Annotated in this window: 15 protein-coding genes; 7 read left to right on the top strand and 8 right to left on the bottom strand. The window is 67.1% G+C overall.

The features are described from left to right. Nucleotides 1-55 precede the first annotated feature (55 nt). Nucleotides 56-1,462, top strand: coding sequence for a replicative DNA helicase (gene dnaB / locus AC1RAD_RS27035; RefSeq protein ID WP_062473012.1), 1,407 nt, complete (start codon nt 56-58; stop codon nt 1,460-1,462). Between the two features lie 15 nt (nt 1,463-1,477). Here dnaB and AC1RAD_RS27030 read toward each other — a convergent pair whose 3' ends face one another. The 8 genes from AC1RAD_RS27030 to AC1RAD_RS26995 all read right to left on the bottom strand — a co-directional run bounded on the left by AC1RAD_RS27030 (nt 1,478) and on the right by AC1RAD_RS26995 (nt 7,222). Beyond that, entirely contained in the window at nt 1,478-2,227 is a 750-nt protein-coding gene (locus AC1RAD_RS27030) for a helix-turn-helix transcriptional regulator (RefSeq protein WP_492738148.1), read from the bottom strand. Beyond that, nucleotides 2,227-2,706: an MGMT family protein gene (locus AC1RAD_RS27025; protein WP_492738146.1), complete on the bottom strand. Its 480-nt coding sequence runs from the start codon at nt 2,704-2,706 to the stop codon at nt 2,227-2,229. Before AC1RAD_RS27025 ends, AC1RAD_RS27030 begins: the two co-directional genes overlap by 1 nt. Continuing rightward, complete coding sequence (locus tag AC1RAD_RS27020) at nt 2,703-3,152, bottom strand: GyrI-like domain-containing protein (protein WP_492738144.1); 450 nt, start codon at nt 3,150-3,152, stop codon at nt 2,703-2,705. Before AC1RAD_RS27020 ends, AC1RAD_RS27025 begins: the two co-directional genes overlap by 4 nt. A gap of 43 nt (nt 3,153-3,195) precedes the next feature. After that, on the bottom strand, nt 3,196-3,645 hold the full coding sequence (locus AC1RAD_RS27015) for an EVE domain-containing protein (RefSeq protein ID WP_062473004.1): 450 nt from the start codon (nt 3,643-3,645) through the stop codon (nt 3,196-3,198). A 6-nt stretch (nt 3,646-3,651) separates the two neighbouring features. After that, entirely contained in the window at nt 3,652-4,026 is a 375-nt protein-coding gene (locus AC1RAD_RS27010; RefSeq protein WP_062473002.1) for a VOC family protein, read from the bottom strand. A gap of 159 nt (nt 4,027-4,185) precedes the next feature. Beyond that, nucleotides 4,186-6,000, bottom strand: coding sequence for a PhoH family protein (locus AC1RAD_RS27005; RefSeq protein ID WP_492695245.1), 1,815 nt, complete (start codon nt 5,998-6,000; stop codon nt 4,186-4,188). A 217-nt stretch (nt 6,001-6,217) separates the two neighbouring features. Next, nucleotides 6,218-6,694, bottom strand: a complete 477-nt coding sequence (locus AC1RAD_RS27000; RefSeq protein ID WP_062472998.1) for a peroxiredoxin — start codon at nt 6,692-6,694, stop codon at nt 6,218-6,220. 144 nt (nt 6,695-6,838) lie between these two features. Then, the gene (locus AC1RAD_RS26995) at nt 6,839-7,222 is read right to left on the bottom strand and encodes an Mth938-like domain-containing protein (protein ID WP_062472996.1); all 384 of its coding nucleotides are present in this window, start codon (nt 7,220-7,222) and stop codon (nt 6,839-6,841) included. A 100-nt stretch (nt 7,223-7,322) separates the two neighbouring features. Between AC1RAD_RS26995 and AC1RAD_RS26990 the strand changes: the two genes are divergently transcribed. From AC1RAD_RS26990 to AC1RAD_RS26965, 6 genes are read left to right on the top strand one after another with little or no spacing between them, the layout of a single operon-like run. After that, nucleotides 7,323-8,555, top strand: coding sequence for a pyridoxal phosphate-dependent aminotransferase (locus AC1RAD_RS26990; RefSeq protein ID WP_095950778.1), 1,233 nt, complete (start codon nt 7,323-7,325; stop codon nt 8,553-8,555). Beyond that, complete coding sequence (locus AC1RAD_RS26985; protein ID WP_492738142.1) at nt 8,552-9,589, top strand: DUF1176 domain-containing protein; 1,038 nt, start codon at nt 8,552-8,554, stop codon at nt 9,587-9,589. The genes AC1RAD_RS26990 and AC1RAD_RS26985 overlap by 4 nt, the downstream gene beginning before the upstream one ends. 14 nt (nt 9,590-9,603) lie before the next feature. Continuing rightward, nucleotides 9,604-10,926: a homoserine dehydrogenase gene (locus AC1RAD_RS26980; RefSeq protein WP_062472989.1), complete on the top strand. Its 1,323-nt coding sequence runs from the start codon at nt 9,604-9,606 to the stop codon at nt 10,924-10,926. Further along, on the top strand, nt 10,923-12,338 hold the full coding sequence (gene thrC, locus AC1RAD_RS26975) for a threonine synthase (RefSeq protein ID WP_492695250.1): 1,416 nt from the start codon (nt 10,923-10,925) through the stop codon (nt 12,336-12,338). The genes AC1RAD_RS26980 and thrC overlap by 4 nt, the downstream gene beginning before the upstream one ends. 16 nt (nt 12,339-12,354) lie before the next feature. Then, complete coding sequence (gene mobB / locus AC1RAD_RS26970; RefSeq protein ID WP_095744706.1) at nt 12,355-12,900, top strand: molybdopterin-guanine dinucleotide biosynthesis protein B; 546 nt, start codon at nt 12,355-12,357, stop codon at nt 12,898-12,900. Next, nucleotides 12,893-14,182, top strand: a complete 1,290-nt coding sequence (locus AC1RAD_RS26965; protein WP_492738140.1) for a molybdopterin molybdotransferase MoeA — start codon at nt 12,893-12,895, stop codon at nt 14,180-14,182. The genes mobB and AC1RAD_RS26965 overlap by 8 nt, the downstream gene beginning before the upstream one ends. Nucleotides 14,183-14,185: the final 3 nt, after the last annotated feature.

Raw genomic sequence — 14,185 nt, 5'->3', positions numbered from 1 at the left:
GTCCACACGCGGCGCGTCCTGCGCGGCTTAGCATGCAGGGTTGCAAGGGAAGTCCATGTCCGCTGTTTTCTCCTATGCCGACAATGATTCGTCGGCCGACCGCCAGATCGCGCAATTGCGCATTCCGCCTCATTCCATCGAGGCCGAATCCAGCGTGCTGGGGGGCTTGCTGCTGGACAACGGCGCCTGGGACCGCATGGGCGACCTGCTGGTCGACGGCGACTTCTACCGCCATGAGCACAAGCTGATCTACGCGGCCATCGGCGGGCTGATCAATGCCAGCAAGCCGGCCGACGTGATCACGGTCTTCGAGCAGCTGCAGAACCTCGGCAAGGCCGACGACATCGGCGGGCTGGTCTACCTGAACTCGCTCGCGCAGTACGTGCCGAGCGCGAGCAACATCCGGCGCTACGCCGAGATCGTGCGCGAGCGTTCCATCCTGCGCAAGCTCGTGACCGCCGCCGACGAGATCGCCACCAACGCCTTCAATCCGCAGGGCAAGCCGGTCGACAAGATCCTGGACGAAGCCGAACAGAAGATCTTCAACATCGGCGAAGAAGGCACGCGGATGAAGCAGGGCTTCCAGAGCATGGATTCCCTGGTGGTCGAACTGCTCGACCGCGTGACCGAGATGGCCGAGAACCCGAACGACATCACGGGCGTGCGCACCGGCTTCAACGACTTCGACAAGATGACCTCGGGCCTGCAGCCGGGCGACATGATCGTGCTGGCCGCGCGTCCGTCGATGGGCAAGACCTCGCTGGCGATCAACATCGCCGAGCACGTGGCGCTCGAAGAGGGGCTGCCGGTGGCGGTGTTCTCGATGGAAATGGGCGCCGCCCAGCTGGCGGTGCGTATCGTGGGTTCCATCGGCCGCATCGACCAGGGCCACCTGCGCACCGGCAAGCTCAGCGACGAGGAGTGGCCGCGCCTGACCGAGGCCATCGAGAAGCTGCGCACGGTGTCGCTGCACATCGACGAGACGCCGGGCCTCTCGTCCAGCGAACTGCGCGCCAATGCGCGCCGGCTGGCGCGCCAGTACGGGCGCCTGGGCCTGATCGTGGTCGACTACCTCCAGCTCATGTCCACCAGCAGCTCGGGCGACGAGAACCGCGCCACGGCCGTGGGCGAAATCTCGCGTGGCCTGAAGATGCTGGCCAAGGAGCTGAAGTGCCCGGTGATCGCGCTGTCGCAGCTCAGCCGCGGCGTGGAAGCGCGGACCGACAAGCGCCCCATGATGAGCGACTTGCGCGAATCCGGCGCCATCGAGCAGGACGCGGACATCATCATGTTCATCTACCGCGACGACTACTACAACAAGGAGTCGAAGGAGCCGGGCGTGGCCGAGGTGATCATCAGCAAGCACCGGAACGGACCGACCGGCACGGTGAAGCTGGCCTTCCTGAAGCCGATCACCAAGTTCGAGAACCTCGTCGGCTACAGCAACAACGACGAGTACTGACCGCAGGGCAGCTCGTCAGCCGGCATCGCTGCCGGGTTCGGATGTCGAGGCCGGCGGCTTCTGCTCCCACACCTTGTGGCGCTGCGCCTCGGCCTTCACTTGCCGCAGCAGGTCGGCCAGCGTCTTGCCCGGCTCGTCCTGGAAGCGCGTGGTGAGCACCTCCACCGCCTCCATGCGGTCGACCCGGAAACCGCGGAAATCGTTGCGCAGCTCGCACCACGTCGAGAGCGTCCAGACCTTGCCCCAGTAGAAGCAGCCCAGCGGACGCACCGTGCGCTCGCTGGCATCGCCCGAGACGTCGCGGTAGCGCAGCCGCAGCTTCTGGTGCGCCTGTACGGCCTCGCGCAGCGTCTGCAGCCGGGTGCGCAGGGCGTCGTCGAGACCGAGCGCGGGCGCATACAACGCCAGCGCCTCGGCCGACACGCGCGCCGCCGGTGGCAGCACCGACAGGATCTTGCCCAGGCCGGTTTCGATGTTGCGCGCCATCGCGGGATCGACCCAGCTCTGGGTCATGCGTGCGGCGGCCACGAGCGCCGACGCTTCGTCCTGCGTGAACATCAGCGGCGGCAGCTCGAAGCCCGCGCCGAGCCGGTAGCCGACGCCGGCCTCGCCCTCGATCGGCACGCCCTGGTGCTGCAGGTCGGCCACGTCGCGGTACACCGTGCGCTCCGACACCTCCAGGCGCTGCGCCAGGAAGGCGGCCGTGGTGAGTCGGCGGCCGCGGATGAGCTGCACGAGCTGGAAGAGGCGGTCGGCGCGGCGCATCAACGCGTTCCGACGAGCTTCCTGGCGAAGTTCTCGACAAAGTAGCGCTTGCCGCGCTGGACCACCGTGTGGCCTTCGGCCTCGAGGCGCGACATCTGGGCCTCGATGCCGCCCGGGTACTTCGGGTTGAGCTCGCCGCCGATCTTGAGCGTGCGCCAGTACGGTGTGCCTGGCGTGCGACCGGCGCCGGTCGTCATGGCTTCCTCGGTGGCGTGGGCCACCATGTGGGCGAAGATGGCTGTGGTCACGGTGCAGCCGATGGTGGCCTGGTGGCGCGCCGCGATGTCTTCGCCGATGCCGAGCACGGTCGCGAGCCGGCCTTCGGGCACGCCGCGCATGGCCTCCTCGACTTCGGCCGGCGAGGGCGTGGCGATGGTGCCCTCGCCATGCCGCGCGCGCATGGCCGGGGGAATGGCCTTCACGTTCGGCAGGTTCGGGTAGCCGGCCAGCCTGTCGCGCCAGCCCTTGCGTGTGCTCATGAGACTCCGATGTGGATCGCCACTGCGTCCGGCCCCTCGTAGGCTTCGAAATCGCTGCGGTAGCGGCGCACGATTTCCGGGTGCGCCTCGAAATACTGCCAGATGCGCTGCCAGGTGGCGATCACCATCTGCGGCATCTCGCCGCGACCGGTGAACACGAGGTAGTCGCCGGCTTCGATGGCGACGCTGTCCGCGCCATCCGAGACGGCGACGCCGGCCGTCATGTCGAAGGCGCCGTGCGCGTCCGATTCGTAGGCGGAGTAGACGCTGAAGATGCGCGTGTCGCTGGTGCGGTGCGGCGTCGACTCGTAGGTCTGTTCGCCGAAGAAGCGGTTCCACAGCGCGCCGATGCGTGCGGTGGCGGGGTCGATCTCTTCGCGGTTGGTGGTGCGTACCGTGAGGCCGCAGACGCGGAAGGCGTCGTGGTGTTGGCGGATGGGGTCCATGCGTTGTTTCTCCGGAAGTGGCGGATGAGGAGGGCGAAAGCGCTCAAAACAGGAGCGCCTTCGGTTCGGCCTTCATCGTCTGCGCGATCAGTTTCATGTCGATGTCGGTGATGTCGAACAGGCCGAAGCGGAACTTGTAGCCCCATTGCTTCGGGGTTTCGATGAAGGCGAGGCGTTCGATCAGTGGGGCGATGGGCGCCTCGTGCGCGGCGACGTAGGCCACGTCGCGACGCCACGGGACGAAGCCGTTGCCCATGTCGAACTCGTAGGGATCGCCCGACTGCACGATGCCCAGCGCCACGAAGCTCTGCAGCTTGTCCGTGCCGCCGAACACCGTGGCCGGTGCGTAGTAGGCCACGCGGTCGCCTGCCGCCACGCGCTTGAGCGGCGCGAGCTTGCCGTGGCCCACCTGCATGAACCCGAGCGGCCGGTGGTCCCGGCCGCGCCGGGCGTGCTCGGCACTGGCGACCGCAATCCAGTTGCGTTGTGCCATGGTGTCTCAGGCGGGGGCGTGCAGGCCGACTTCGTTGCCTTCGGTGTCGCGCAGGTGGGCGATGAAGCCCATGCCCGGCGGCAACGCCGACTTGGGGGCCACGATCTGCCCGCCGGCCGCTTCGACGCGCGAGAGCACGGCATCGATGCTGGGCATGCAGTCGAGGTAGACGCGGATGCCGCTGCCCGCCTGCGCACTGGTGTTGGCGCCGGGCTTCAGCGCGCCGCCGGTGGCGGGGTCATCGTAGGGAAACACGGCCAGGGGGTTGCCGCCGAAGTCTTCGCGGCGCAGCTTGCGCGCGAGCACGGTTTCGTAGAAGGCCTGGGCGCGGTCCAGGTTGGCGACCGGAATCTCGAACCAGGTGATGGCATGGGTGGTCATGAAGTGCTCTCTCTCTTTCGTTCGTTGCGTTGGAAGGAGCCTGGATGGTGCGAGCCGCCTCCTGACAACGTCTTGTCAGTAGCCTGTCATGGCGGGCGAAAAAAAGCCCGCGATGCTCTGGGAGCATGCGCGGGCTTGTGTCGGCCGGAGCCGATGAATTTAGAGCACGTCGCTTGCGAAGTCGGCCAGGCGCGAGCGTTCGCCGCGCGCCAGTGTGATGTGCCCGCCGTGCGGCCAGCCCTTGAACTTGTCGACCGCGAAGGTCAAGCCCGACGAGCCTTCGGTGAGGTAGGGCGTGTCGATCTGCGCGAGGTTGCCCATGCAGATGATCTTCGTGCCGGGGCCGGCGCGGGTGATCAGTGTCTTCATCTGCTTGGGCGTGAGGTTCTGCGCCTCGTCGATGATCACGTACTTGTTCAGGAAGGTCCGGCCGCGCATGAAGTTCATGCTCTTGACCTTGATGCGGCTGCGGATCAGCTCGTTGGTGGCCGCGCGGCCCCACTCGCCGGCACCGCCGCCGTCGCCCTTGGCCAGGAATTCGAGGTTGTCGTCGAGTGCGCCCATCCAGGGGCCCATCTTTTCTTCCTCGGTGCCGGGCAGGAAGCCGATGTCTTCACCGACGCTCACGGTGGCGCGCGTCATGATGATCTCGGTGTAGCGCCGGTCGTCGAGCACCTGCGTGAGGCCGGAGGCCAGTGCCATGAGCGTTTTGCCGGTGCCGGCCGTGCCGGTCAGCGTGACGAAGTCGATCTCGGGGTCCATCAGCAGGTTCATCGCGAAGTTCTGCTCGCGGTTGCGCGTGTTCACGCCCCACACCGCGTTCTTGCCCGAGCTGTAGTCCTTGAGCGTCTTGAGCACCGCGGTCTTGTCGCGGATTTCGGTGACGCGTGCATACATGCTCGGCTCGCCGGGCGCCTCGAAGAAGACGAACTGGTTGATGTAGAGGTTGGGCACCAGCGGACCGCTGATCCGGTAGAAGGTGTTGCTGCCGCTTTGCCAGCTTTCGACCGTCTTGCTCTGGCGGGTCCAGAAGTCGGGCGGGAGCGCGAGCGAGCCGGCGTAGAGCAGGTCGCCGTCTTCCAGCGTCTTGTCGTTCTGGTAGTCGTCGGCGGCCAGGCCCAGCGCGCGCGCCTTGACGCGCATGTTGATGTCCTTGGACACCAGCACCACTTCCTGCTTCGGCTTGCCCGGACGGTCCTTGGCGTACTCGTCGCGCAGCGCGTGCACCACGCCCAGGATCTGGTTGTCGGCCTTGCCCTGGGGCAGGCTGATCGGCAGCGAGTAGTCGAGCGGGGCGGTCTGGAAGAAGAGGCGCCCGCCGGCTTCGCGGTGGCCGGTGGTGTCCAGCTTCAGGCCCTTGTCGATGTCGGCGTCCTGCGCGGCGGCCAGCGCGTCGAGCGTGCGGCTGGTCTGGCGGCCGTTGCGCGCGACTTCGGTCGTGCCCTTCTTGTGGCCGTCGAGCTCTTCCAGCACGATCATCGGCAGGAAGATGTCGTGTTCCTCGAAGCGGAACAGGCACATCGGGTCGTGCAGCAGCACGTTCGTGTCGAGCACGAACAGCTTGGCGGGACCGGTGGACTTGCGCTTGGGGCGTGCCGGGGCCTGCTGGGGCGCCGCGACGGGCGTGGCGGCGGCTGGGGCGGGCGTGGGCACGCGCGTCTCGACCTGCACCATCGCGGGTTGTTGTTGCTGCTGCGGTGCGCTCACCGGTGCCGACGTGGGCGCCGGGGCGGGTGCCGCCTTGGTTTTCGAGCGGCGTGCCGGACGCGCTGGGCGTGCAGTGGGCGCATCGCCGCCGCCTTCCGTGCCGAGGTTGTCGAACAGCTCCAGCGGCTGCGGTCCGCTCTTGGCGGGGGCGTCGTCGCGCGAATCGCCGGAACGGCGCGAGTTTCTGTGCGAGGGACGGGCGGGTGCGTCGATGGCATCCGGCGAGAGCAATGCGGCGCGTTTCGTGGGGGCGGGAGGCAATGGCATGGGTCAGGTCGCTCGCAAGGAAGAAAGAGGAGGGCCGGAAAACGAAAAAGCCGCCTGTAGACCCAGGCGGCTTCGTTCGGAGGATGCGGTCGTGGAGCTCAACGGCATGAGGCCATTATGCACACCGCAAAAGACGCACCAGAGGCTCTTTGCACACTGCGTGGGGCAATTCCCACGACTTGATGCAAAAGCGCACGCCCAGTGCCTTGCGGCGCGATCAGGCGGCCTTCTTGAGTGCTTTGACGGCCTTGAGGACGTCTTCGACATGGCCCGGAACCTTGAGCCCACGCCATTCGGCCTTCAGGATGCCGTCGGCGCCGATCAGGAAAGTGCTGCGCTCGATGCCCTTGACCTTCTTGCCATACATGATCTTGTTCTTGACCACGCCGAACATGTGGCACATTTTTTCTTCGGTGTCGGCAATCAGTTCGAAGGGGAGTTCGAGCTTGGCCTTGAATTCGTCGTGCGACTTCATGTTGTCGCGCGACACGCCGAAGACCGTGGCACCGGCTTTTTCGAAGTCTTTGTAGTGGTCGCGGAACTGCATCGCTTCGGTCGTGCAACCCGGAGTGTTATCTTTCGGGTAAAAATACATGACCATGACGTGGCCGAGGTGCGAGGTGTTCGAAACCTTGATGCCGCCCGTGGCGTTGGCGTCGAATTCAGGAATGGGTTTGTTGACAACGATCGCCATGAAACTTGTTTTCTCCGTTAGATTCCGTTCTCCGAGCCCTCTCAGCCTTTTTCGGGCTTGCTCGATGAACGGAGGATTGGTCGTTGCTAACTTGGGGTAGCTGGCCGGTTCGCAACCCGGTATTTTACCTCGAAAACCCCTCTCTCAGCCACCCGCCGGGCTCTCGACGAGCAGGGCGGCGATGACGTGCCGGCCTTCGCCGGCCAGGATGTTGTAGGTGCGGCAGGCCGCCGGGGTGTCCATGGTCTCCACGCCGGTGCGTTGCGCCATCAGGGGCTGCAGCCAGGCCGGCTGGGGAAATCGGATGCGGTTGCCGCTGCCGAAAATGACCAATTCGGCGCCCAACGAGGCCAATTGCGCGAATTGTTCGGGCCCCAGCTGGTCGAAGCGCGTGCAATCCCAGGCAAAGCGTTCGCCACGCGAACCCACGACCACGCTGCCCTCCACCTTTTCGTTGTTGATCGCGACCCAGCCGGGGCCGTGTGCGGTGAGGGTCTGGACGTCGGATTTGTCGGGCTGGAGCTTCATCGGGGCACTGGGAACTGTGGTCAAATTATAGGTTTTCCCTAGTGACACGAGGCCCGCAGGGGCCTTTGACCTTCGAGTAAACCCGCCCGGGAGGGCCCCTTTGAAGCAGCTCAAGAAATCGGCCAAGCTGGCCAACGTCCTCTATGACATCCGCGGTCCCATCATGGACGCCGCCAAGCAGATGGAGGAAGAAGGCCAGAAGATCATCAAGCTCAACATCGGCAACCTGGCCGTGTTCGGCTTCGATGCGCCTGAGGAGATCCAGCAGGACATGATCCGCAACCTGCCGACGTCGGCGGGCTACTCGGACAGCAAGGGCGTTTTCGCGGCGCGCAAGGCCGTGATGCACGAGACCCAGAAGCAGGGCATCGCGGGCGTCACGCTCGACGACATCTACCTGGGCAACGGCGCCAGCGAGCTGATCGCCATGTCCACCAACGCGCTGCTCAACGACGGCGACGAGCTGCTCCTGCCGGCCCCCGACTACCCGTTGTGGACCGCTTCCACGAGCCTGTCGGGCGGCACGCCGGTGCACTACCTGTGCGACGAGGACAACGGCTGGATGCCGAACCTGGCCGACATCCGCGCCAAGATCACGCCCCGCACCAAGGGCATCGTGGTCATCAACCCGAACAACCCGACCGGTGCGCTGTATTCCGACGAGCTGCTCAAGAGCCTCGTCGAGATCGCCCGCGAGCACGGCCTCGTGATCTTCGCCGACGAGGTCTACGACAAGGTGCTGTACGACGGCGTCAAGCACACGGCCATCGCCAGCCTGTCGACCGACGTGCTCACGCTGACCTTCAATTCGCTGTCCAAGAGCTACCGCTCGTGTGGCTACCGCGCCGGCTGGCTCGTGGTGTCGGGTGACAAGCGCAGCGCACGCGACTACATCGAGGGCCTGAACATGCTCTCGAACATGCGCCTGTGCGCCAACGTGCCGGGCCAGTGGGCCATCCAGACGGCGCTCGGTGGCTACCAGAGCATCAACGACCTCGTGTGCGAGGGCGGGCGCCTGCGCCGCCAGCGCGACCTGGCCTACGAGCTGATCACCGCCATCCCCGGCGTGAGCTGCGTCAAGCCCAGCGCTGCGCTCTACATGTTCCCCAAGCTCGACCCCGAGGTCTATCCGATCGCGGACGACCGCCAGTTCTTCCTCGAGCTGCTGAAGGAAACCCGCGTGATGCTGGTGCAGGGCACCGGCTTCAACTGGGCCACGCCGGACCACTTCCGCATCGTGTTCCTGCCCCATGAAGACGACTTGCGCGAGGCCATCAACCGCATCGCCAAGTTCCTGGAGCAGTACCGGTTGCGTCGCAAGACGGGACCATGAAATCCGCCTGCGTCGCTGCCGCGCTGTTGCTGGGCGCACTGTCTGTCGGCGCGGCCGGGAAGAAAGAGCCGGTCTCGTTCTCGCACAACGACTGGGAACTGGTCTGCGACAACACGCTGACCTGCCGCGCCGCCGGCTACCAGGCGGACGGCGGGGAGCACCAGCAGGTGTCGATGCTGATCACCCGCGCGGCTGGGCCGAACACGGCCCTCGATATCCAGCTGCAGATCGGCGATGACGGCAGTGCCAAGGGGCCGCTGCGCTTCAAGGTCGGCAAGGCCGCCCTGTCCGGCCTCGACGCGGGAACCGCCAGCTTCGACCAGGGCCAGATCCGCGCCGTGCTGCCCGAGCTGCTCAAGAGCGACGACGCCACCGTCACTGCCAACGGCGGCAAGAAGTGGACGCTGTCGCTCGCCGGCCTCAACGCCGTGCTGCTGAAAATGGACGAAGCGCAGGGCCGCGTCGGCACCCCGGGTGCGCTGGTGCGCAAGGGCGCCAAGCCCGAGTCTTCCGTGCTGCCACCGGTGCCCATGCCCGTCGTCCATGTGGTCAAGCCGCCGAAGGCGCGGCCAGGCGACGACGCGCTGGCCGCGCGCATCTTTCCGTCGCTCGACCTGAAAGACGCGCGCGAGCGGTGCAACAACCAGGACCAGGTCAACGCCAAGTCGGTGGAGGTTCACCGCCTGAGCGACCGCAAGGTGCTCCTGGCGCTGGGCTGCGGCGTGGGCGCGTACAACTACACCACGCTGCTCTGGACCGCCAACGACAAGCCGCCCTATGCGCCCGTGTCGCTCGAAGCGAGCGGCGAGTTCGACGAGAAAGACGCCAGCGTCACCTCTTCCATGAAGGGCCGCGGCATCGGCGATTGCTGGTCGAGCGAAACCTGGCACTTCAACGGCACGACCTTCGTGCGCACCGGCGCGGCCGGCGACGGCATGTGCCGCGGTTTCGCGGGCGGCGCCTGGAGCCTGCCGCGCTATGTCAGCCGCCTCGTGGACGCCGCAGCACCGTCTCTCACCTCATCCAAACCATGAACGCGACCCCTCCCATGAAATCCATCCAAGTAGGCCTGCTCGGCGCAGGCACGGTCGGCAGCGGCACCTTCAAGGTGCTCCAGCGCAACCAGGAAGAAATCAAGCGCCGCGCTGGCCGCGGCATCGAGATCACCATGGTGGCCGACCTCGACACCGCCCGCGCCCGCGAAGTGGCCGGCGAAGGCGTGAAGGTGGTCGCCGATGCGCGCGAAGTCATCGCCAACCCCGACATCGACATCGTCATCGAACTCATCGGCGGCTACGGCATTGCCAAGCAGCTCGTGCTCGAAGCCATCGCGGCCGGCAAGCACGTGGTCACGGCCAACAAGGCACTTCTCGCCGTGCACGGCACCGAAATTTTCGCGGCCGCGCATGCCAAGGGCGTGATGGTGGCCTTCGAGGCCGCGGTGGCTGGCGGCATCCCGATCATCAAGGCGCTGCGCGAAGGCCTCACGGCCAACAGCATCCAGTGGCTGGCCGGCATCATCAACGGCACGACCAACTTCATCCTGTCCGAGATGCGCGACAAGGGCCTGGACTTCGCCACCGTGCTGAAGGAAGCCCAGCGCCTGGGCTACGCCGAAGCCGACCCCACCTTCGACATCGAAGGCGTCGACGCCGCGCACAAGGTCACGCTGATGAGCGCCATCGCCTTCGGTATTCCCGTGCAGTTCGACAAGGCCCACGTCGAAGGCATCACCAAGCTCGCCGCGCAGGACATCAAGTACGCCGAGCAGCTCGGCTACCGCATCAAGCTGCTGGGCGTGACCAAGCGCACCGCCCAGGGCATCGAGCTGCGCGTGCACCCGTCGCTCGTGCCGTCCAAGCGCCTGCTGGCGAACGTCGAAGGCGCCATGAACGCCGTGGTCGTGCACGGCGACGCCGTGGGCACCACGCTGTACTACGGCAAGGGCGCCGGCAGCGAGCCGACCGCCAGCGCCGTGATCGCCGACCTCGTCGACATCACCCGCCTGCACACCGCCGACGCCGCACACCGCGTGCCGCACCTGGCGTTCCATCCCGACGCCATGAGCGATCTGAAGGTGCTGCCGATGGCCGAGGTCGTCACCAGCTACTACCTGCGCCTGCGCGTGGCCGACCAGGCCGGCGTGCTCGCCAAGGTGACGGGCCTGCTGGCCACCGCCGGCATCAGCATCGACGCCGTGCTGCAGCGCGAAGCCGACGAAGTGGGCGGCGAGGGTTCGACGCAGACCGACCTCATCATCCTCACGCACGACGCGCGCGAAGGCACCGTCAACGACGTCATGGCCGAACTGCAGGCGCTGCCGACCGTGCTCGAACCCATCGTGCGCATCCGCAAGGAAGAGTTGAAGTGAACTACCTGAGCACCCGCGGCCACGCCGACCGCAAGCGCTTCTGCGAAATCCTCCTCGAAGGCCTGGCGCCCGATGGCGGCCTGTACCTGCCTGAAACGTACCCGCAGGTCGACACCGCCACGCTCGCCAAATGGCGCACGCTGCCCTACGCCGAGCTGGCCTTCGAAATCCTCTCGCTGTACATCGACGACATTCCCGCGGCCGACCTGAAGGCGATCTGCGCGAAGACCTACACGGCCGAGGTGTTCGGCACCGACGAGATCGTGCCGCTGCGCGAGCTCGAAGATGGCGTGTACCTCGAAGCCCTGTCCAATGGCCCCACGCTGGCCTTCAAGGACATGGCGATGCAGCTCTTGGGCAACCTGTTCGAGTACGAACTGGCCCGCCGCGGCGCCGAGCTCAACATCCTGGGCGCCACCAGTGGCGACACCGGCAGCGCGGCCGAGTACGCCATGCGCGGCAAGAAGGGCGTGCGCGTCTTCATGACCTCGCCCGACGGGCGCATGAGCCCGTTCCAGCAGGCGCAGATGTTCAGCCTGCAGGACGCCAACATCCACAACATCGCCATCACCGGCGTGTTCGACGACTGCCAGGACATCGTCAAGGCCGTATCGAACGACCTGGGCTTCAAGCGCAAGTACCGCATCGGCACGGTCAACTCGATCAACTGGGCGCGCCTGCTGGCGCAGGTCGTCTACTACTTCGCGGGCTACTTCCAGGCCACGGCCAGCAACGACAAGCCGGTGAGCTTCACGGTGCCCTCGGGCAACTTCGGCAACGTCTGCGCGGGCCACGTGGCGCGCATGATGGGCCTGCCGATCCAGACGCTGGTGGTCGCCACCAACGAGAACGACGTGCTCGACGAGTTCTTCCGCACCGGCGTGTATCGCGTGCGCGCAGCGGTCGACACGCACGAAACCTCCAGCCCGTCGATGGACATCAGCAAGGCCAGCAACTTCGAGCGCTTCGTGTTCGACCTGGTCGGCCGCGATGCAGACCGCTTGCGCAAGCTGTTCGTGGACGACCTGGGCCTGACGGGCAGTTTCGACCTGAGCGCCGATCCGGCGTTCAAGCAGGCCGCCGAGCGCTTCGGCTTTCGCAGCGGCCGCAGCACGCACGCCGACCGGCTCGCGATGATCCGCGACACCGAGAAGCGCTTCGCCACGCTGATCGATCCGCACACCGCCGACGGCCTCAAGGCCGCGCGAGAGCAGCTCACGCCCGGCGTGCCGATGGTGGTGCTCGAGACCGCGCTGCCGATCAAGTTCGCGGCCACGGTGGTCGAGGCGCTGGGCGAGGAGCCCGCGCGCCCGAAGAAGTTCGAAGGCATCGAAGCCTTGCCCAAGCGCGTGGTCCAGCTGCCGGCCGATGCCGAGGCCGTCAAGGCCTACATCGCCCAGCACTGCGACTGACCGGGGCGTCCGCGGCATGAAGGTCGTCGGCTTCGCCGGGTATTCCGGCGCAGGCAAGACCACGCTGGTGGAACGCCTGATTCCCGTGCTCAAGCAGCGCGGGCTGCGCGTGTCGGTGGTCAAGCATGCGCACCACCGCTTCGACATCGACCACGTCGGCAAGGACACCTGGCGCCATCGGCAGGCCGGGGCCTTCGAGGTGGTCGTCGCGTCCGACCAGCGGCTCGCGCTGATGCGCGAGTTCGAGGTGCCGGTCGAGCTCACGGTGCACCAGCTGCTCGCCGAGCTGCATCCGGCGGTCGACTGGGCACTGGTCGAGGGCTTCCGGCACAGCGACGTGCTCAAGATCGAGGTCTGGCGACCGAGCGGCGACGGCGAGGCACCGCGCCCCGCGCTGTACATCGACGACCCCTTTGTCACCGCCATCGCCACCGATGCGCCGGACGGCCTGCCCGAGGCCACGGCGCGCCCGGTGCTCGACCTCAACGACGCCGAGGCCATTGCCACGTGGTTGATCGACAGCGGCGAGCGCTTCGACTACAACCCCGGACACCATGGCTGATTCCTCTCCTGTTCCCTTCGCCGCCTCGTCCTCGCGCCCGCCGTTGATGCCGCTCGATGAAGCGATCGCGGTGCTGCTCGCCAAGGCCCGGCCGCTGCTGCCGGCCGAAAGCGTCGACACCTTCGACGCCGACGGGCGCGTGCTGGCGCAGGACCTCGTCTCGGGCCTCACCGTGCCGCCGCGCGACAACAGCGCGATGGACGGCTACGCCGTGCGCGCGGCCGATTGCGCCACGCCCGGCACCGAGCTGGCCGTGACGCAGCGCATTCCCGCCGGCACCGTCGGCACGCCGCTCGCGGCCGGCACGGCGGCGCGCATCTTCACGGGCGCGCAGATTCCTGAAGGCGCCGACGCGGTCGTCATGCAGGAAGATACGGCCGCCACGCCCCAAGAGGGCGGACTGGGGTCGGTGCGCATCGCCATCGCGCCCGTGGCCGGCCAGTGGGTGCGCCGCGCAGGCGAAGACGTGGCCTCGGGCGACGTGGTCCTCCAGCGCGGTGAACGCCTCACGCCCGCCGCGCTCGGCCTGGCCGCCAGCGTCGGCTTCGACCGCCTGCAGGTCGCGCGCAAGCCGCGCGTGGCCATGCTCTCCACCGGCGACGAGCTGGTGATGCCCGGCGAGGTCGCGCCCGACGCGATGAAGCCCGGCGCGATCTACAACTCGAACCGCTTCTTCATGCGCGCGCTGCTGCACCGCCTGGGCTGCGAGGTGAACGACCTGGGCATCGTGCCCGACAACCGTGAAGCCACCATCGCCGCGCTGCGCGAGGCGGCCGAGGCGAGCGACCTGATCATCACCACCGGCGGCGTCTCGGTCGGCGAAGAAGACCACATCCGCGCCGCGCTGCAATCGCTGGGCGAGCTGCAGCTGTGGTCGCTGTCGATGAAGCCCGGCAAGCCCTTCGCCTACGGTTCGATCGCGCGCAGCAACGGGCAGGGCGCCTGCCACGTTACGGGGCTGCCCGGCAATCCGGTGTCGAGCTTCCTGACCTTCCTGATGCTGGTGCGGCCCTTCCTGCTCGCGCTGCAGGGGGCCACGCGCGTGGCGCCCGCGGCCGTGCCGCTGCGCGCCGATTTCGACTGGCCGCGTGCCGACAAGCGCCGTGAGTTCCTGCGCGTGCGACGCAACGCGTCGGGCGGGCTCGACCTGTTCGCCAACCAGAGTTCGGGCGTGCTCACCTCGATGGTCTGGGGCGACGGCCTGGTCGACAACCCGGCGGGCCGGACCATCCAGTCCGGCGACACCGTGAACTTCATTCCTCTCGCATCGCTGCTCGGCTGAATC

The sequence above is a fragment of the Variovorax sp. GW823-FHT04B03 genome, from assembly GCF_058796495.1.
This window is presented reverse-complemented; position numbering and strand designations above follow the sequence as displayed.